The following is an 18,319-nucleotide window of genomic DNA, read 5'->3' on the forward strand; positions in this document are numbered from 1 at the left end:
GGCCTGAATGAACGAACTTTTCCAGCCCACGCACTTTGGCGACATCGAACTGCGTAACCGCGTGGTCATGGCGCCCATGACCCGCAGCCGCGCCGACGACCAGGCAGTGCCGACCGAAGTGATGGTCGACTACTACGCCCAGCGCGCCAGCGCCGGCCTGATCATTGCCGAAGGCACCGCACCGTCGATGCACGGCCTGGGCTATTGCCGCACCCCCGGCATCTACTCGCCCGAACAAATCAGCGCCTGGCGCCAGGTGACCGATGCGGTACACGCCCGTGGCGGGCGCATTGTGCTGCAACTGATGCACTGCGGCCGGGTCGCCTGCGCCGAAAACAAACCAGCGGGCGCGCGCACTCAGGCGCCCTCGGCGATCGCCGCGCAAGCCGAACTGTTTACCGACACCGCGGGTCTTCAGCCAACCCTGCAACCCGAAGCCATGAGCCTGGATGAGATCGCCGCGGTGATCGACGAGTATCGCCAGGCGGCAGTCAATGCGCGTGAAGCAGGCTTTGACGGTGTTGAATTGCACGCCACCAGCGGCTACCTGCCGATGCAGTTCATGGCCCAGAACAGCAACCAGCGCAGCGACGAATACGGCGGCAACCTGGCCAACCGGGTGCGCTTCCCGCTGGACGTGCTCAAGGCCATGAGCCAGGCCATCGGTGCCGGGCGTGTCGGCCTGCGGGTCTGCCCGGGCAACCCTTACAACGACGCAGTGGACAGCGATCCGCTGGCCACCTTGCAGGCGCTGTTGGCCGGTATCGACGGCATGGGCCTGGCCTATCTGCACGTGATGCGCGCCCAAGTGCCAGACCTGGATGCCTTCGCCATCGCCCGCGCAGGCTTCACAGGCCCGTTGCTGATCAACGACGGTTTTGACGCCGACAGCGCTCGCCAAGTGCTGGCCGACGGTGCGGCGGACGGTGTGTCGTTTGCCCGTCATTTCATCGCCAACCCTGATTTGGTCGAGCGTTTTCGCGAGGGCTTGCCGCTCACCCGTTTCGACCGCAAGACCCTGTATTCCCCCGGCGCCACCGGCTACAGCGACTACGCCGTGCATCAAGCTGTAGAGGAGGGCGTATGAGCGACCTTGGCATGATCGAACAGATGGCGTCGATGCACGTCACCCGCGAGCATACCCAGCAGCTGCTTGACCGCCGTGCCCATGTCGTCGCGGCCATCAAGCCGGCCGATCACTACACCTTGGCCGACCGCTTCGAAGCACAAGTGGCCACCTACCCCGATCGCCATTTCCTGGTGATCGGCGAGCGCCGCTACAGCTACGCCGAGGTCGATGCCGAGGTGAACCGTTATGCCAATGCCTTGCAGGCCCGGGGCATCGGGTGCGGTGACGTGTGCGCCTTGGCCATGGAAAACCGCGCCGCGTTTTTCTTTGCCTGGTTTGGCCTGGCCAAGCTGGGCGCGGTGACCGCGTTCATCAACTACAACCTGGCCGGCAACCCGCTGCTGCACGCCCTGCAAACCACAGGCGCAAAAGCGGTGATCGTTGGCCAGGAGTGCCAGCAGGCATTCATCCAGACGCCAGAAGCGGCCCAGTACCCGCTGTGGTTGGTCGAAGACCCGGACCTGACGGCGCCGCCGTCGGTGTGTGATTTTGTCGACTCAAGCTTCAGCCAGCAATTGCGCCAGGCGCAGACCACGCCGGTGGACCGTGCAGGCCGTGCCCAGGTACGCGCCGAAGACACTACGATCCTGATTTTCACCAGCGGCACTACCGGCCTGCCGAAGGCCGCCAAGTACAGCCACATGCGCTGGATGACCTCCGGCGATGTCATGAAAGTGACCCTGGACGTCAGCCCTGAAGATGTCTTCTATTGCTGCCTGCCGCTGTACCACGGTGCCGCCGCCACGTCGGTGACGTCCACCGCCCTGACTTCCGGCGCCTCGATCGTGGTACGCCGGCGCTTCAGTGTCAGCGCCTTCTGGCCAGAGGTCCGCAAGAACCGGATCACGGTATTCCAGTACATCGGCGAGATCTGCCGTTACCTGCTGACCCGCGAGCCGCAGCCCGATGATCGCAACCACAGCCTGCGCTGCATGCTCGGCGCGGGCCTGAGCCCGGAGATCTGGCAGCGCTGGGTCGAGCGTTTTGGCAACCTGCAGATCTTCGAAGGCTGGGGCTCGACCGAAGCCAACGCCAACATCATCAACGTCGACAACAAAGTGGGTTCGTGCGGGCGCATTCCGTTCTGGGAAAAGACCAACGTACGGATGATCCGCTTCGACACCGAAACACAGAGCCACGTGCGCGACGAACAGGGTTTCTTCGTGCAGTGCCAGGCCGGTGAAGTGGGCGAGGCGATTGGCTACATCATCAATCACCCGGAGATCGGTGGCGGTCGCTTCGAGGGCTACACCAGCGCCGAAGCTACCGAGAGCAAAATCCTGCGCAATGTCTTCCAACAGGGCGATGCCTACTGGAGCTCCGGCGACTTGCTGCGCTACGACGATGAAGGCTATTTCTATTTCGTCGACCGCATCGGTGACACCTTCCGCTGGAAGAGCGAGAACGTATCGACCCAGGAAGTCGCTGATGCCCTGGGTGATTTCCCAGGCCTTGAACTGATCAATATCTACGGCGTCCAGGTGCCCGAGAACGAAGGGCGTGCCGGCATGGCGGCAGTGCTGATGCAGCCAGGGTATGCATTCGATCCTGTTGCGTTCTTTGAGCTTACCCAACAACGCTTGCCACGCTACGCCGCGCCCGTGTTCGTGCGCGTATGCGCCAGCGCCGACCTGACCAGTACCTTCAAGCTGCGCAAGGTCGACTTGCAGCGCCAGGGTTACAACCCGGACCTGTTCGATGACCCGCTGTACGTGCGTGACGAACGCGCGGGCAGCTACCTGCCGTACAGCGCCGAGGTGTTGGCCAGCAATGACGTGCTGCCTTTCGCCGGGGGCCAGCCATGAGTGACATCGAGGTGGGTGGCGAAGTGCGCAATGGCTTGCGCTTTCCTTGGGTGACGCCGCCTGCGGCGGGCCAGACCCTGGAGGTCGCGCCGGGCCTGTTGTGGTTGCGCATGCCGCTGCCGTTCGGCCTGGATCACATCAACCTTTACCTGCTGCGCCACGGTGAAGGTTGGGTGGTGGTCGACAGTGGCTTGAACACCGACCTTGGCAAAGAGACCTGGGAGCAGGTGTTCAGCACCGCCATGGACGGCTTGCCGGTCGTGGCCCTGATCGCCACGCACTTTCACCATGACCACACCGGCCTGATGTGCTGGCTGGCCGAACGCTTTCGTTGCCCGTTGTACATGACCTCAGGCGAGTTCCAGGCCTTGCATGTAATACCGGGCAAAGAGGATGAGCTGAACTGGGAGTTTCATCAGTTCTATCAGCAGGCCGGCCTTGAGGCGGAGGAAGTCCAGGGCTTTGTGGCGGTGGTCAACAATTCCATGTTCCACAGCCAGAGCCCGCGCAGCTTTCGCCGCTTGCAAGCCGGGCAGGCGCTCCGGATCGGCAACCGTGAATGGCAAGTGGTGATTGGTTCCGGTCATTCGCCGGAGCACGCTTGCCTGTATTGCCCACAGGATCAGTTGCTGATTTCCGGCGATCAGGTCTTGCCGCGCATCACCTCAAGCGTCTGCGTCACCGTCACCGAACCTTTGGCCAACCCCTTGGGCAACTGGCTAGACTCCATTGAACACCTGCGCAGCGTACCCGACAGTGTGCTGGTGCTGCCGGCTCACGAGCGGCCGTTCCATGGCCTGCACCGGCGTCTGGACCAGTTGCGCAGCCACCATGAAGCGCATTTGCAAAGCCTGACCGAACAGATAGACGGCGCCATGAGCGCGGCGCAAATCCGCCCGCTCCTGTTCCCGAAAATAAAGAACCGTTTCGACCTGTTGATGGCCCTGGGGGAAACGCTGGCGCACCTGAACCTGCTGGTCGAGCAGGGCGTGGTGGTGCGCGAGTGCAAAGACGGGGTGTACCAATTCTGCCTGAGTGACTCAGGTAACCAGCCGATTGACCTGTCAGCGGATATCCACCTCTGAGCCGGTCCCGGTCGTTGAAAGTTGGGCCTGTAGGCCTGTGTCCGTTCTCTGGAGAGTGAAATGCAAAATAAGAATAACAGCCGGTTTGCCAACCAACGCTTCGCCCTCGCCAGCCTTGCCACGGCGGTGGCTTTGCAGTCGGGGCTGTTGCAGGCCGGTGAAACAATCTACTTCGACAATGGGGCGACAGTGGACTGGAGCCTGACCACCAACTATGGCATCGGCATGCGCATGTCAGGGCAGGACGATGCGCTCACCAGAGGCATCAACGGTGACGACGGCGATCGTAACTTCAATCGCCATAGTCTGGTGACCAACCAGGCCAGTGCGCTGGGCGAGTTGATCATCCGCAAGGACAGCTACGGTGCGGTACTGCGGGCCAGCACCTTCTATGACGCCGTGTACCACCGCGAGAACGACAACGACTCGCCGGGCACCGTCAACAAGGCCGGCGACTTCAACGAGTTCACCAGCCGCACCCGTTACTACAGCGGCGGTCGCAGCCGTTTCCTCGACGCCTACGTGTTCGATGGCTGGCGCTTCGACAACGGCCAGCGCCTGGACGTCAAGGCGGGTCGCCACGTTGAATCCTGGGGTGAAAGCCTGTTCTATCCGGGCGTATCGGGCGCGCAGTCGCCTTCCGATGCGGTAAAAGCGTCGCTGCCGGGGGTTGAGGTCAAGGAGATCTTCCTGCCGGTCGGCCAGGTTTCGGGTTTGTGGAACATCAACTCCCAATTCAGCTTTGGCGCCTACTACCAGTACGAGTGGCTGGGCACCGAACTGCCGCCGGTGGGCAGCTACCTGTCGACCACCGATGTGGTCGGGCCGGGCCGCGAGTTCATCGCTCCCATCCCGATTCGCTATGACGGCACCAACGAGCCACGTGACAGCGGCCAGTACGGTGTGCAAGTGCGCTACCGCCCGAACGCCGACTGGGAACTGTCGGCCTTCCACATCAACTACCACGACAAGAACCCGGCAGGTGTCACCGTGGGCGGCACCTTCCCGGCGCTGCGCTACACCATCGAGTACTTTGAAGACATCAAACTCAGTGGCCTGAGTGCCTCGACCCGCTTTGGCGATGTCCAGGTCAGTGGTGAGTGGAGCTACCGTGACGGCGCGCCGACCAACGTGCTGACCTCTACGGGCGCTGCCATGACCAAGGCCAAGGGCCAACAGGCACAGTTGTCGGCCGTGTACCTGATGGGCGACAGCTGGTGGGCGCCGCAAACCACCTTCACCGGTGAAGTGGTACGGACCTGGGTGACCAGCGTCGATGAGGTACGCGGTTCTACCAACTACACTTTCGACACCGGCGCTGCGCGCCAGACCCGTTCGGCCTGGGCCTACACCGCAGGCGTAGCCTTGACCTACCCGGGTGTCTTCTCTGGGTGGGACTTGAGCGTGCCGGTCAACTACAGCCAAGTGGTCGACGGCTTCACGCCGATGGCCGGCGCGATTGGTGGTGGTGAAGGTGATCGTCGAGTGTCGGTGGGTGCGACCTTCAAGCGCCTGGGCAACCTGGAGCTGGCCACCAAGTACAACGCCTTCCTGGGTGAAGCGGACCCACTGCGTCGCAAACTGGCAGACCGTGACTACCTGACCTTCTCGGCCAAGTACACCTTCTGATAGGGCGGTGATTTCATTCGCAGGCAAGCCGGAATGCCGGACCACTGCTCCCACAAAAAAGGCGCCCAATGGGCTTTTGATTGTGTGGGAGCTGGCTTGCCAGCGAAGCTGTTGGGGCAGTGACTTCATTCGCAGGCAATGCTCCCACGTTGCAACGTGCCATGGCCTGTGAGAGTGGAGTTGCCAGCGACGCGCAATCGCGCAAACCCCACCGAGCCTACAAAAATCCAAAGCCGAACCACCAAGGCTAACAACGCCGATCCCACAGAAAATGGCACGTTGCAACCAATGTGGGAGCCGGCTTTAGCCGGCGATGCGCCGCGCGGGCGGCGCTCGATCTCAAGAGCAAAGGAAAAACCAAGGCGGACACCATGTGGCTCATGCAATCTGTTGACAGGCACTCTGCGGGTTCATCACCCTGGGAATGAAGAGAGGAAGGCCGTATCAAGGCTTCCAGGCGCTTGCCTTGGGTTTTGTGCTGTTGCCGAGATCGAGCGCCGCCCGCGCGGCGCATCGCCGGCTAAAGCCGACTCCCACATTTTTTGCAACGTGCCATGGCCTGTGGGGTGGGGGTTGTTAGCCTTGGTGGTTCGGCTTTAGATTTTTGTGATTTCGGGGGGGGGGGGCGCGTGGCTGACAACTCCAATCTCACAGGCCATGGCACGTTGCAACCAATGTGGGAGCCGGCTTTAGCCGGCGATGCGCCGCGCGGGCGGCGCTCGATCTACGCAACAGCGCAAAACCCAAGGCAAGCGCCTGGAAGCCTTGATACGGCCCTCCAGCGAAGTTGTTAAGAAACCAACTGATTAAATGCTACGCCCTTGTCATTGCGCGGCTCCGGCGCCAACCCCAGCACCCGCTCGCCGACGTTGTTACGCACGATCTCATCCGTGCCGCCCGCAATGCGCATACCCGCCGCCCCAAACCACAAACGCTGCACGAACGTCATCGTATCCCCAGGCTCACTGGCCGCCAGCACCCCACGTTGCCCTTGCAAGTCCATCGCCAAATAGGCGAAGTGCTGCAGCGTGCGCGCCGCCACGATCTTCGCCACCGACAGCTCCGGCCCAGGCTCACGCCCCTTGCCCAGCGCCGTCAGGCCTTTGCATTGCAACAGCCACAAACCCTGGGTATCCAGGTACAGGTCGCTGAGTTTTTGCCGGTAGCGGCCTTCCTCTAGAGCGGGCTTTCCATTGAACGTGCTGGCATCGATCAGCTCGGCTGCCGTGCGCCATAGATCAGCCGGCATCACCCCGCCAATCGACAGGCGCTCGTTCATCAACCCGGTGAGGGTAACTTTCCAGCCCTTGTTCAACTCGCCCACGCGCTGCTGGTCGGGCACAAACACATCGTTGAAGAACACCTCATTGAACTCCGACTCACCACTGGCCTGGCGAATTGGCCGAATCTCAATGCCCGGTGTGTCCATGGCGAGATAAAAGGTCGTCAGGCCTTCAAACTTCGGCACGTTAGGATCGGTGCGGGTCAGCACCAGGCCGTATTCGGCGAATTGGGCCAGGCTGGTCCAAACCTTCTGGCCATTGATCAGCCAGCCGTCGCGGCCATCGGTGCAGCGCTCGGCACGGGTGCGAACCATCCCCAGGTCAGAGCCTGCGCCGGGTTCGGACAACAGCTGGCACCACAGCTCGTCACCGCGCAGGGCCGGGCCGACAAAGCGCTCCACAACCTCGGGGCTGGCGTGTACAAACAGCGAGGGGATGACCATGCCCAGGCTGATACCGAAGGCCCCGACCGGCACCCGATAGTGGCCTTCCTCCTGGCGATAGATCACCTCGTGCAAGGGGCTGACCCCGCGTCCGCCCAAGGCCTGCGGCCAGGTGATGGCGCCAAAGCCGGCTTGCGCCTTGCGGTGTTGCCAGGCACGGGCGGCGCTCATGAAAGCCTGGGGCTCAAGCCCTTGGCCAAACACTTCATCGGCGCGCACCTTGCGCTGGGCGTTGGCCTCAAGCCAGGCGCGGCATTCGGCGCGGAAAACTGCTTCTTCCGGGGTGTCTTTGAAATCCATCATTCGCCTCCAAGGCGCTGTTGCAGCTGCTGGCTGATCTGTTCGCTCCACACATCCTGGCCGCCGAGCATCACCGCCAATTGCCGGGTGCGGCGATAGAACAGGTGGCAATCGAGCTCCCAGGTGTAACCCATGCCGCCGTGGGTCTGGATGTTCTCTTGGGCGGCGTAGTCGAAGGCCCGCGTGGCGCTGACCCGCGCTGCTGCGGCGGCGATGCTTAGTTCGGGGGCGTTGCTGGCCAACGCCCAGGCGCCGTAGTAGCAATGGGCGCGCGCCAGTTGGTTGAGGGTGTAGAGGTCGGCCAGCTTGTGCTTGATGCCTTGATAAGAGCCGATGGTGCGGCCGAACGCCTTGCGCTCGCGGGCATAGCTTGCCGCCATTTCCAGCGCGGCGTCGGCGCCACCGAGCTGTTCGAAGGCCAACAGGATGGCGGCGCGGTCGCGGACCTGCTGCAGCAATGCAGCCGAATCCTGGACCTGATTCAAGGGTTCGGCGCCTTGGCGATTGAACTGCAAGCTCGCCCAGGGCCGGGCATTATCGATACAAGCTTGGGCGTGGCGTTCAGTGTGGCTATCCAGCCGGGCGACCACCCAGCACGGGCTGCCTTCAGCGGTTTGCGCCAGCACCACGGCGATCGCCGCGGACTGTCCGTCGGGCACCAGTGCGACTTCGCCTTCCAGACAGCCCTGGTGGTAACGCGGCAGCACGGCGTGACCACCGTCCAAGGGCGCCGCCAGGGTCGCGATCTCGCCTTCGGCAATCGCGCCGAGCCAGGTCTGTTGTTGTGCGGTATCTGCCCCCAGCAACAAGGCCTGGGCCGCCAGGTACTGGGTTGAAGAAAACGGCACCGGCGCCAGCTGGCGACCAAGCTCTTCAGCCACCACGCACAGCTCCAATGCCCCCAGGCCGATCCCGCCGCAATGCTCAGGCAACATCAAGCCGTGCAGGCCCAGTTCGCCCAGCCCGCTCCACACACCAGGGTCATGGCTCTTGCCCTGTTCCAGCACCTGGCGGGCGACGGTCAAGGGCGATTGTCGGCTCAGGAATTTGCGCAGGCTATCGCGCAGCATGTCCTGTTCTTGAGTGAAATCGAAATTCATCGAAGGTATCCCTGCAGGTTGCAAGAAGCGCCCCATCTGGGGCGCGCCCTCCTGAGCATGGGGTTTTGACTTGGCACTGTCGTACTTGGTTTGGACTATCTAGGCCTTTCGGACGATGAGCCCGTCATGCCTGCCCCCCAACAATGGCCGCACTAATGGCAGTGATCACGCTGCTTTGATGGACCTCTCTTGATGGAGTTGCCAGAACAATGGGACTAAAAGGTCAGGCAGCGATTGTTGGCGCTGCACAGTACAAGCCTGAACGCTACGCCACCGCGCCGCGAATGTTTCACCTGGAGCAGGTGGCCGACCTTGCCGCTCGCGCCCTGGCCGATGCCGGCCTGCAGGCCAGCGACCTGGACGGGCTGGTCATCAACGGCCCGCACTTTCATGAAGCCCAAGTATTCGTGCCGGCCATGGCTGCCGAGTACCTGGGGATTGCCGTCAACTTTGCCGAAGTCGTCGACCTGGGCGGCACCACGGCGGTCGGCATGATCTGGCGCGCCGCGGCGGCCATCGAACTGGGCTTGTGCAAGGCCGTGCTGTGCGTGTTGCCGGCACGCCTGGCGCCGATGGGCCCCGATGAAGACCCTAGCGCCATGGCGCGCTCCATGCGCTTTGGCGGCCACAGCACCAACTTTGGCGCCCCTGAAGCCGAGTTCGACCTGCCGTATGGCCATATGGGCCAGAACACCGGCTACGCCATGATCGCCCAGCGCTATGCATCGCAGTACGGCTACGACCCGATGGCCCTCGCCAAAATCGCCGTCGACCAGCGCACCAACGCCCAGGCCAACCCTGATGCCATCTTCCTCGGCCAGACGTTGACCTGCGAAGACGTACTGAACAGCAAGCTGGTGGCCGACCCGCTGCACATCCTTGAAATCGTCATGCCGGTGGCCGGCGGTGCCGCGGTGATCGTGGCTTCTCCAGAAGTGGCTGCACGCTCGCGCAATCGCCCGGCGTTGATCACAGGCTTTGGTGAGCACCTGGGCTTCAAGTCCCCTACCTACGCCGAGGACATGACTCGCACCCCCGTTGGCCCAGCGGCCCAGCGTGCATTCCAGATGGCGGGGCTCAAGCCTTCGGACATCCACGCGGCGCAAATCTACGACTGCTACACCATCACCGTGCTGCTGACCCTGGAAGACGCAGGCTTCTGCGCCAAGGGCGAGGGTATGCGCTTTATTCGCGAGCACGATCTGACCTGGCGCGGTAACTTCCCGATGAACACCCACGGTGGCCAGCTCAGCTTTGGCCAGGCCGGTGCTGCGGGTGGTTTCTCTCAGGTGATCGAAGGTTTCGCCCAAATTTCCCGCAAGGCCGGTGACCGTCAACTCAAACGCTGCGACCAGGTCTTCGTCTCCGGCACCGGTGGAGTGATGAGTGAGCAGGGCGCATTGATTCTTCAGGGAGCTTGAACATGTCCAACAAACCGATGCCGGTGTACACCAGCCTGTCGGCGCCTTTCTGGGAAGGCCTCAAAGACGGCGAGATTCGTCTGCAGCAGTGCAACGCCTGCCAGCTATACACCTTCTACCCGCGTCGCCACTGCAGCCACTGCCTGGCCCATGACCTGAGCTGGAAAGTCGTCAGCGGCCACGGCACCCTGTACACCTACACCGTGGCACGCGTGCCGACCCTGCCGGAATTCGGCGGTGCCGAGCCGCAGATCCTGGCGGTGGTGGAACTGCCGGAAGGGGTGCGCATCAACACCAACCTGATCGGCCTGGACACCGACGCCATTCGCGTTGGCATGGCCGTCAAGCCGGTGTTTGCGCGGGTGAAAGAAGACGGCACGACCCTGTTGCGTTACACCGGGGCTGAAGTGGCGTTGGACCAGCGCGACGAAGTCGTTCGCCAACCCGAGGCGGTACAGGTTACCGCCGTTGCCCGCCGCGCCATCGACGTCAATGACGACGCGGCGCTGCAGGCCTTGGTCAGCGATCAGTTCAGCGACTGGAGCAGCCAAGTGCTGGTCGATCAGGCGCTGATCAACGCCTTTGCCGAGCTTTCAGGGGATGACTACTGGCTGCACACCGACCCGGAGCGCGCCCGCAAACAAGGCCCATTCGGCGGCACCATCGCCCACGGCGCGCTGGTGCAGGTGTTGATGTCGCGCATGACCGTGCCACTGGAGTGGGAAGTCACAGGCTTCACCAACATGGTCAACTACGGCTCCGACCGCCTGCGTTTCCCGACGCCTGTTCCGGCAGGCTCGCTGGTGCATTCCCGTGCACGGGTCAAGTCGGTGGAACGTAGCAAGCGTGGCGTACAGATGACCCTGGAAGTGAACGTACACATCGTCGGGCAAGAGCGGCCTTCGGTGATCAATGACCTGGTGATTTTGTATATGTGAGAGGGGTGAGCCCTTCGCGGTATGTCGACAGGCTCTCATAGGTCCCACTTCAGATATGTAGTGAGACCTGTGGGAGACCTGTGGGAGCGGGCTTTGCCCGCGAATCCAGACACCGCGGTGCGTCAGGAAAAAAGAGGTGTCCATATTCGCTGGCAAGCCAGCTCCCACAATATCATCCCCTGCAGTTTACATCCGAGTACCCGGATCACCCCGCTTCATCCCACCCAACACAGCCTCCACCACCCCTTTGGCCAACTCGATGGAATGCAGGCTGCCCAGCGCCAGAATCCGATGGTTGCGAGGTGATTGCTCGATGGCTTGGTTGAGGGTGTCGATACCGAATTCCAGATATTCAACGACATGGATCAGCGCGTCTTCGGCGTGGATGCCAGGTTGCACCGCGAGCAACGGGCGATGGCCGGCGTTGCAGTTGTCGAGAGGGTATTTCATGGTTTTGTCGAGAATCTTGCGGGGTGGGTCTGGTACGACTTTTTTCATGTGTAACTCCGAATCTGAGCTGCAGACCACTCGTTACCACACGTTGGGTGGCAGCTGTACGCGGGGTGGTAAACCGGTGGAGTTTAATCCGGCAGAGCAGAGCTCTCCCGCGTACAACTGCCATGAAGACAGCCAATAAACTTCACCGGGTTACCACACCCGATCGCTGAACATTCAGCGACTGCAAAATCCTAGGGGCATGGCTTCCCCTGGACAAGTTCATGGCAGGCGACGCGATGCGTAGGGTATTTCCTATGCCATAACCAGCGTTACAGAATCTGGCCGCCAACCACGTAGGATTTCTCATCAGCCGCGCCAGCCCCATCGCGACCGCCGTATACACCACCGCCCGTCGCGATGGGTCATACCTGGCACACCGCACTGGCCCAATCGCCGGCAAGCCGTGCTCCTACCCGACCGCGTCCACCACCACTCGTTGTAGGAGCCGAGCTTGCTCGCGATGGCGTCATCCCTGACACACCGCCCTGGCCCAATCGCCGGCAAGCCGTGCTCCTACCGACGCGCGTACACCACCGCCCGTTGTAGGAGCTGAGCTTGCTCGCGATGGCGGCTTGCCTGACACACCGCGTTGGCCTTATCGCCGGTAAGTCGTGCTCCCTCACCGTTAACCGTTCATCTCAACGGATGATTAGGTTTTGGCACTGCGCAATTTCACGAATGATCGAGGCCGTCACAGCCCATAGTCCCCCTCGGGTTGCCCGCTCACGGCACGTTAAAGAAAAGCTTCTATTGCCCTTGTGTAGGCAAAAAATTCGCCTCATCTAAAATATGAAATACAAGACAATCCATGTGATCGAATTGACCAAAAAAATACTATTATTGATTTTTAACATCCGCCTTAGGTGTTTGGGGGAATTCTCAATTTCGACAGGATCAACTTCCTTTGATCGAGTGAAGGCCCAAAGTCTCAATACCATCATAGAGAGCTGAGTAACAATCGCAATTCGCCATAAAGGCCCGGTGATGCTGAAATTCACGATATAACACGGCGCATATCGGGATTTTGGAAGCGCATTCAGCATCTCAGGAATATAGCGGCTTGTATAAAGGCTGGATACGATAAAAATAAATCCTGTAAGCATTGGCCATCCAGCCAGGATTAATTTTCCCCAAGTACTCCAGAGCTCAGAAGTCGTCACTTAGCGTTGCTTCATACAAAACTTCGCAAAACGAGCGAGCGCCCCAGACCAATGAACGAGGCCGTCAACCTCATAATCAGTCCTCGGGATGCTCGCTCCTAGTACATTAAAGAGCTATTTTTTTTGCCCTTGCATAGGCTGCAACGTTCACCTTGGATCAAATAATATTATGTTAAGCCACGAGATTGCAGTAACCCAAAAAATGTAGTTATTGATTATTAACATCCGTCTTAGGTGTTTGGGGAAGTTTTCAACTTCGGCAGGGTCAACCTCCTTTGGTCGAGTGAAAGACCAGAGTGGTGTTATTATTGTGGAGATCCGGTGAACCATTAGCATTCGCCACCAAAGACCTATGCCTTTGAAGAGAGTTAGGTCGTTTGTTGCGGAGCGAGATTTAGGAAGCGCACTCAGCATTTCAGAAAGATAGCGACTGATGTACAGGGTGGATAAGATTAAAATCCATGCTGTTAATATTGGCCATCCAAGCAAGATTAACTCTCGCCAAGTATTCCAAAACTCAAAAATAGTCATTTAAGCGTTGCCTCATACAAAATTTCGCCTACGAATTCGCCAAATCCAATATCCCAATCACCTCCCTGATAGGCCGCTGCGCCTGCCATACCTGTGGAGACAGAATGGGAGGTGTACTGCTTTAAAGGCATAGATGGGAGCATTTTCTTGGCCTTTTGGGGGCGGTAAACGAGGAGTTTCGCAATGCAGACTCGCAGCATCGACATTGCGAAGTAGAACCTCCGACTAAAGCCCTCTCTGTATCACTATTTAGGTATCAACCAAGCAGAAGGCAACGCCAACCAAGCCATGGAAAAGCATAACAGCGATAAAAATATTTTTAACTTCCGTCTTAAATGTTTGGGGAGGTTTTTTCTCTTGGTGTCCTCGGTTTTATTTGCTGTTTTCCAAGGGTATAAGACCACTGCCGCAATGTGAGCTACAGTCATAATCCTACTGAAAAAACTCAGACCCTTTAAGTGGTTGCTTTCATATGTGGCATATTGAAAGTCACTCATTGCATTCAGCATCGCCGGCAGGTGGCGGCTAATGTATAGTCCATAGCCTAGCGCTATGACAGACATCATAAGTCCCCCGCCAGAAAAAATAAGAACCGCCCAAAAGTTCCAAGAGTCAGCCCCTGTCATTTGATTTTCTGCTCATATAAAACACTTTCAATTGCCTCTCCTTTGTTGCTACCAAAATCCCTACCAACATAAGCCCCGACTCCAATAGCACAATATAACAATCGCCCTTCATATACGTTGCGGCACGGCCAATGGCGTCCATGTGATTGTTAGAACAAGCGAGGGCCTCAGATCAATGATCGAGGCCCTCACCGCCCATAGTCCCCTCGGGTTACCCGCAGTCGGCACGTTAAAGAACAGCCTCTATTGCCTTGGTGTAGTCAATAAGGTTGACTTCGGCTCAAAAAAAATAATTGAAATAATCCACGAGATTGTATTGATCCAGAAAATGTAATCATTGAGTTTTAATATCCGCCTTAGATGATTGGGGAAGTTCTCAACTTCGATTGGGTCAACTTCCCTTGATCGAGTGAAGGTCCAGAGTGGTGAAATTATTGTCGAGATCCGGTGAATCATTAACATTCGCCACCAAAGACCTATGCCTTTGAAAAGAATTAGATCGTTTGTTGCGGAGCGAGATTTAGGAAGCGCATTCAGCATTTCAGGAAGATAGCGACTGATGTAAAGGGTGGATAAGATTAAAATCCAGCCTGTAAGTAATGGCCATCCAGCCAGGATTACGTTTCCCCATGCACTCCAGAACTCAGAAATCGTCATTTAGCGTTGCCTCATACAAAATTTCGCCTACGAACTCGCCAAATCCACTACCCAATGCACCTCCCCCATAGGCCGCTGCGCCCGCCACACTTGCGGCAGCGACCACACACGCTAACCCACCACTTCCTCTGGTGGCCACCCCTAGAGCGGTACAAATCGGAGCGGCAATTCGCCCTGCAACAAAACTGCCCGCGGCGGCCCCGATAATTGACCCCACCACTTTTCCCCCTTCGATAAACTTGGCCTTTCTACACTCCTGGCTATCGGAGTCTGCATTACAGACTTCCCAGATGGCTAGGGCAGATGAAGATACGCCCAACGCAATTGCAATATAACCACCGCCCTTAATATATTTGGTGGCGCGAGAAATGGCGTTCAGATGAGTGGCATACCCCGGTATTTGACCCGGCCCGCCGGCCTTGTCCCATTGGTGCACCAAACTACGGCTCGAAATGCCAAGTGCCTTTTTAAGCTTGTCATGATTACCCAGACTTGAAAGCTTGCGCAGTCGGGTTGATCTTAAAAATTGATCATCGAGTTTATCCAATAGGCGTCTTCGCTCCGCGAAAAATTCTGGCGACTTGAGATGGCCATGTTGGCGATAAGCATTTTGATACGATTTCTCTATGTCCTGGAGCGTTTTATATATTTCCTTGAGTGGATTTTCTATCATGGCTGCGGCGACGCCTAGCCAAGTTGAACTTTCACTCAGGACAAAATTCGCAATCGCCCTTAGATTGTCGTACATGAAATCAGCTTCTTCCGGGGTCAACGGCGCCAGCGCCGCGTTGACTTCACGCGCCGCTGCCATCAGTACAGACTCCTCGTGAGTACAAACCGTATGGGGTAAATCGCTGAGAACAATCATGCTCCCGGCCTTTATCACACTCTCGATATTTGGGTTGAGACTGATGAATTTTTTTTGACTGTAAGTCGAGAAGGTTTCGAAGAGCAAATTATCGAGTTCCCGCGCCGGAATACTTTTGGTCACTATATAAAAGCCCGGACCTGCAGGCGGCTCAATCTTTGCCTTTGCCCGAAAGAACTCCTCTGGTGGACAGCGATAGAGTTCAGATTCGGGTCTCGGTACAGCGGGTTTTATTTGATTTGGGGCTGCCGGCTTACAAACTTGCGGCATAGGGCTGTATAAGCGGCGATCGTCGGGTTTGTTGGATTGATCCGTCATGTGCTCGATTCCTATTATGCAGGAGAGTGCCGATCATTGGTGTCGGCAGCAGACTGCTAGAGCAAAAATCGAGCCAGCCGTATTTATACCTTTAAAAACAATAACCTATAAAAATATGGCTTTCGTTTCACATGTTTTTAGGTTGAAAAACAAAGAAACTGCGCCAGTTGTTTCACAAATCAAGGCCATAATTTGCGCAGTCCCGATTTAGGGGCTTGAAGGTGCTCCGAGCAGGCGCTCAACACGCACGGTAAATTCGCTCTGGTTGGTGTTGTCATTTAGCCTGGGCGCTGTTTGCCAACAGCCACAAACACCTCTGTCCCCATCGCGTCATTCTTGGCACACCGAGCTGCCCCCATCGCCGGCAAGCCGTGCTCCTACAGGCGAGGGGCATGCCTGGCACGTCGCGGTGGCGCTAGCGCCGGAGCGCCGAACCGTCGCGATGGCGTCATATCTGCCACACCGCGGCGTCCCCATCGCCGGCAAGCCGTGCTCCTACAGGCGAGGCGCCATGACTGGCGCGCCGCGGTGGCGCTAGCGCCTGTTTTAGGCGCCGAGCAATCGTCGCGATGGTGTCATAACTGGCACACCGCGTTGGCCCTATCGCCGGCAAGCCGTGCTCCTGCCGGCGAGGCGTCAGCCCTGGCGCACCGCGATCCGCCGTTAGTCTCAACGGACGATTCGCCCCCATCGCCCTCCCGCGACAATCGACTCAAGCCACCCCTTTCAGTGCTTGAGGTTTTGCAGCATGACCGACATCCGCGCATTGAGTTACTTCGTCGCCCAAATCGATAATTTGGACCGCTGGCAGCGTTATGCCGAAGACGTGCTGGGCATGATGACCCACCCAGCACCCGGTGGCGGCCTGTATGTGAAGATGGACGACCGTCCTTACCGCATCCTGATCCAGCAAGGCGCGACCTCCTGCTACCTGGCCTCGGGCTGGGACACTGGCAGCAAAGCGGGCTTTGCGCGTGTGTTGGCCCGTCTTGAAGCCGCAGGCGTTGACTATGAGCGCGGCGATGCAGCACTGCGCGAACAACGCAAGGTGCAAGACATTGCCGTGGTCCGCGACCCGGTCGGCAATTGCCATGAGTTGACCTGGGGCTACCTGTCCGACTGCCAGCCCTTCACCTCGCCCCAGGGTGTGCCGCGTTTTCTCACCGGCGACATGGGCCTGGGCCACACCGTTTTGCCAGCGCCGCAGTTCGATGACTGCGCCGCGTTTTACCAGGACGTGCTGGGCTTCGAGATTTCCGACATTTTCAATTTTCGCCCGACCCCGGACGCCGACCCGGTTCGCATCCATTTCATGCACTGCGGCAACCCACGCCACCACAGCCTGGCGATTGCCGAGTTCCCGGTGCCGTCCAACTGCGTGCATGTGATGGTCGAGGTCGATTCGATGACCGAAGTCGGCCGCGCCCATGACCGCCGCGAGGCTCATGGCGTGCCGCTGTCGGCCACCCTCGGGCAGCACCTCAATGACCGCATGACCTCTTTCTATATGCAGACCCCCTCCGGTTTCGACCTGGAATACGGCTACGGCGGGCTGCTGGTCGATTGGCAACAGCATTCGGCCTTCGAATTCACCCGCGTCAGCGTCTGGGGCCATGACTTCAGTGTTGGTCAGACGCAAGGAGAGCAGCAATGAACAAATTGATGACAGCGGCCGATGCCGTTGGCCAACTGCGCGATGGCATGACCATCGGTTTCGGTGGCTGGGGCCCACGGCGCAAGCCGATGGCGATTGTGCGCGAGATTCTGCGCTCACCCGTCAAGGACCTGCGCGTGGTCGCCTATGGCGGCCCGGAAGTCGGCATGCTGTGCGCGGCCGGCAAGGTGCGCGAGCTGGTGTTCGGCTTTGCCACCCTGGATGCCATTCCGCTCGAACCTTACTTCCGCAAGGCTCGGGAAGCCGGCACGCTGCCGGTGATGGAGCTGGACGAAGGGCTGTTCCAGTGGGGGCTGAAGGCTGCGGGCATGCGCGTGCCGTTCCTGCCAGCGCGCGCCGGGCTTGCCACTGACGTGCTGACCCACAACCCACAGCTGCGCACCGTTACCTCGCCTTATGCCGACGGTGAAGTGCTGTTGGCGATGCCAGCCCTGAACCTGGACGTGGCCTTTGTCCACGTCAACCACGCCGACTACCTGGGCAACACCCTGGTGACCGGCGCCGACAGCTATTTCGATCACCTGTTTGCCCGCGCCGCCGAGCGCTGCTTCGTCTCGGCCGAACAAGTCAGCCCACGTCTGCAACTGGACGCTGCCAGCGCACGCTTCAACACCTTCGAACGCAGCCTGGTTGCAGGCGTGATCGAAGCACCGCTGGGCGCTCATCCGACCGCCTGCGGCCCGGACTACGGCTGGGACATGACCCACCTGAAAGCCTACAGCGACAGCGCGACCCAAGAGGACGGCTGGCAGCAGTACCTGCACACCTATGTGACGTGCAGCGACATCGAATACCGCGAGCGTAACGGCGGCAGTGAACGCATGGCAAACCTGCCCCTGCCGATTTTTTGAGG

12 protein-coding genes are annotated in these 18,319 nt (G+C 59.3%); 8 read left to right on the forward strand and 4 right to left on the reverse strand.

Annotation, left to right across the window (positions count from 1 at the left end):
- Positions 1-7: 7 nt before the first annotated feature.
- Genes AC3IX4_RS09615 through AC3IX4_RS09630 form a run of 4 tightly spaced genes read left to right on the forward strand, consistent with a single transcriptional unit; the run spans position 8 to position 5,648 of the window.
- A complete protein-coding gene (locus AC3IX4_RS09615; protein ID WP_489260309.1) occupies positions 8-1,087 on the forward strand; it encodes an alkene reductase in 1,080 nt (359 codons plus the stop codon).
- A complete protein-coding gene (locus tag AC3IX4_RS09620; protein ID WP_489260310.1) occupies positions 1,084-2,934 on the forward strand; it encodes a long-chain-acyl-CoA synthetase in 1,851 nt (616 codons plus the stop codon). Before AC3IX4_RS09615 ends, AC3IX4_RS09620 begins: the two co-directional genes overlap by 4 nt.
- Entirely contained in the window at positions 2,931-4,019 is a 1,089-nt protein-coding gene (locus AC3IX4_RS09625) for an MBL fold metallo-hydrolase (protein ID WP_489260311.1), read from the forward strand. Before AC3IX4_RS09620 ends, AC3IX4_RS09625 begins: the two co-directional genes overlap by 4 nt.
- Before the next feature lie 60 nt (positions 4,020-4,079).
- The gene (locus tag AC3IX4_RS09630) at positions 4,080-5,648 is read left to right on the forward strand and encodes a DUF1302 domain-containing protein (RefSeq protein WP_489260312.1); all 1,569 of its coding nucleotides are present in this window, start codon (positions 4,080-4,082) and stop codon (positions 5,646-5,648) included.
- A 790-nt stretch (positions 5,649-6,438) separates the two neighbouring features.
- On the opposite strand, the gene AC3IX4_RS09635 is transcribed toward AC3IX4_RS09630, so the two are convergent.
- Together AC3IX4_RS09635 and AC3IX4_RS09640 are read right to left on the reverse strand one after the other, a co-directional pair.
- Positions 6,439-7,677, reverse strand: a complete 1,239-nt coding sequence (locus tag AC3IX4_RS09635) for an acyl-CoA dehydrogenase family protein (RefSeq protein WP_489260313.1) — start codon at positions 7,675-7,677, stop codon at positions 6,439-6,441.
- On the reverse strand, positions 7,674-8,774 hold the full coding sequence (locus tag AC3IX4_RS09640; RefSeq protein ID WP_489260314.1) for an acyl-CoA dehydrogenase family protein: 1,101 nt from the start codon (positions 8,772-8,774) through the stop codon (positions 7,674-7,676). Before AC3IX4_RS09640 ends, AC3IX4_RS09635 begins: the two co-directional genes overlap by 4 nt.
- Before the next feature lie 209 nt (positions 8,775-8,983).
- On the opposite strand from AC3IX4_RS09640, the gene AC3IX4_RS09645 reads away from it, so the two are divergent.
- Both AC3IX4_RS09645 and AC3IX4_RS09650 read left to right on the forward strand, forming a co-directional pair.
- A complete protein-coding gene (locus AC3IX4_RS09645) occupies positions 8,984-10,195 on the forward strand; it encodes a thiolase family protein (protein WP_489260315.1) in 1,212 nt (403 codons plus the stop codon).
- A 2-nt stretch (positions 10,196-10,197) separates the two neighbouring features.
- Positions 10,198-11,133, forward strand: coding sequence for a bifunctional OB-fold nucleic acid binding domain-containing protein/MaoC family dehydratase (locus AC3IX4_RS09650; protein WP_489260316.1), 936 nt, complete (start codon positions 10,198-10,200; stop codon positions 11,131-11,133).
- Between the two features lie 186 nt (positions 11,134-11,319).
- On the opposite strand, the gene AC3IX4_RS09655 is transcribed toward AC3IX4_RS09650, so the two are convergent.
- Both AC3IX4_RS09655 and AC3IX4_RS09660 read right to left on the reverse strand, forming a co-directional pair.
- A complete protein-coding gene (locus AC3IX4_RS09655) occupies positions 11,320-11,631 on the reverse strand; it encodes a hypothetical protein (protein WP_489260317.1) in 312 nt (103 codons plus the stop codon).
- Positions 11,632-14,591: 2,960 nt separating this feature from the next.
- Positions 14,592-15,791 carry a hypothetical protein gene (locus tag AC3IX4_RS09660; RefSeq protein WP_489260318.1) on the reverse strand — a complete coding sequence of 400 codons (1,200 nt, stop codon included), beginning with the start codon at positions 15,789-15,791 and terminating at the stop codon, positions 14,592-14,594.
- Between the two features lie 748 nt (positions 15,792-16,539).
- Here AC3IX4_RS09660 and AC3IX4_RS09665 point away from each other — a divergent pair.
- Together AC3IX4_RS09665 and AC3IX4_RS09670 are read left to right on the forward strand one after the other, a co-directional pair.
- Positions 16,540-17,445, forward strand: a complete 906-nt coding sequence (locus tag AC3IX4_RS09665; protein WP_489260319.1) for a VOC family protein — start codon at positions 16,540-16,542, stop codon at positions 17,443-17,445.
- Positions 17,442-18,317, forward strand: coding sequence for a CoA transferase subunit A (locus tag AC3IX4_RS09670; protein ID WP_489260320.1), 876 nt, complete (start codon positions 17,442-17,444; stop codon positions 18,315-18,317). The genes AC3IX4_RS09665 and AC3IX4_RS09670 overlap by 4 nt, the downstream gene beginning before the upstream one ends.
- Positions 18,318-18,319 lie beyond the last annotated feature (2 nt).

Source organism: Pseudomonas sp. KH_021, assembly GCF_057838865.1.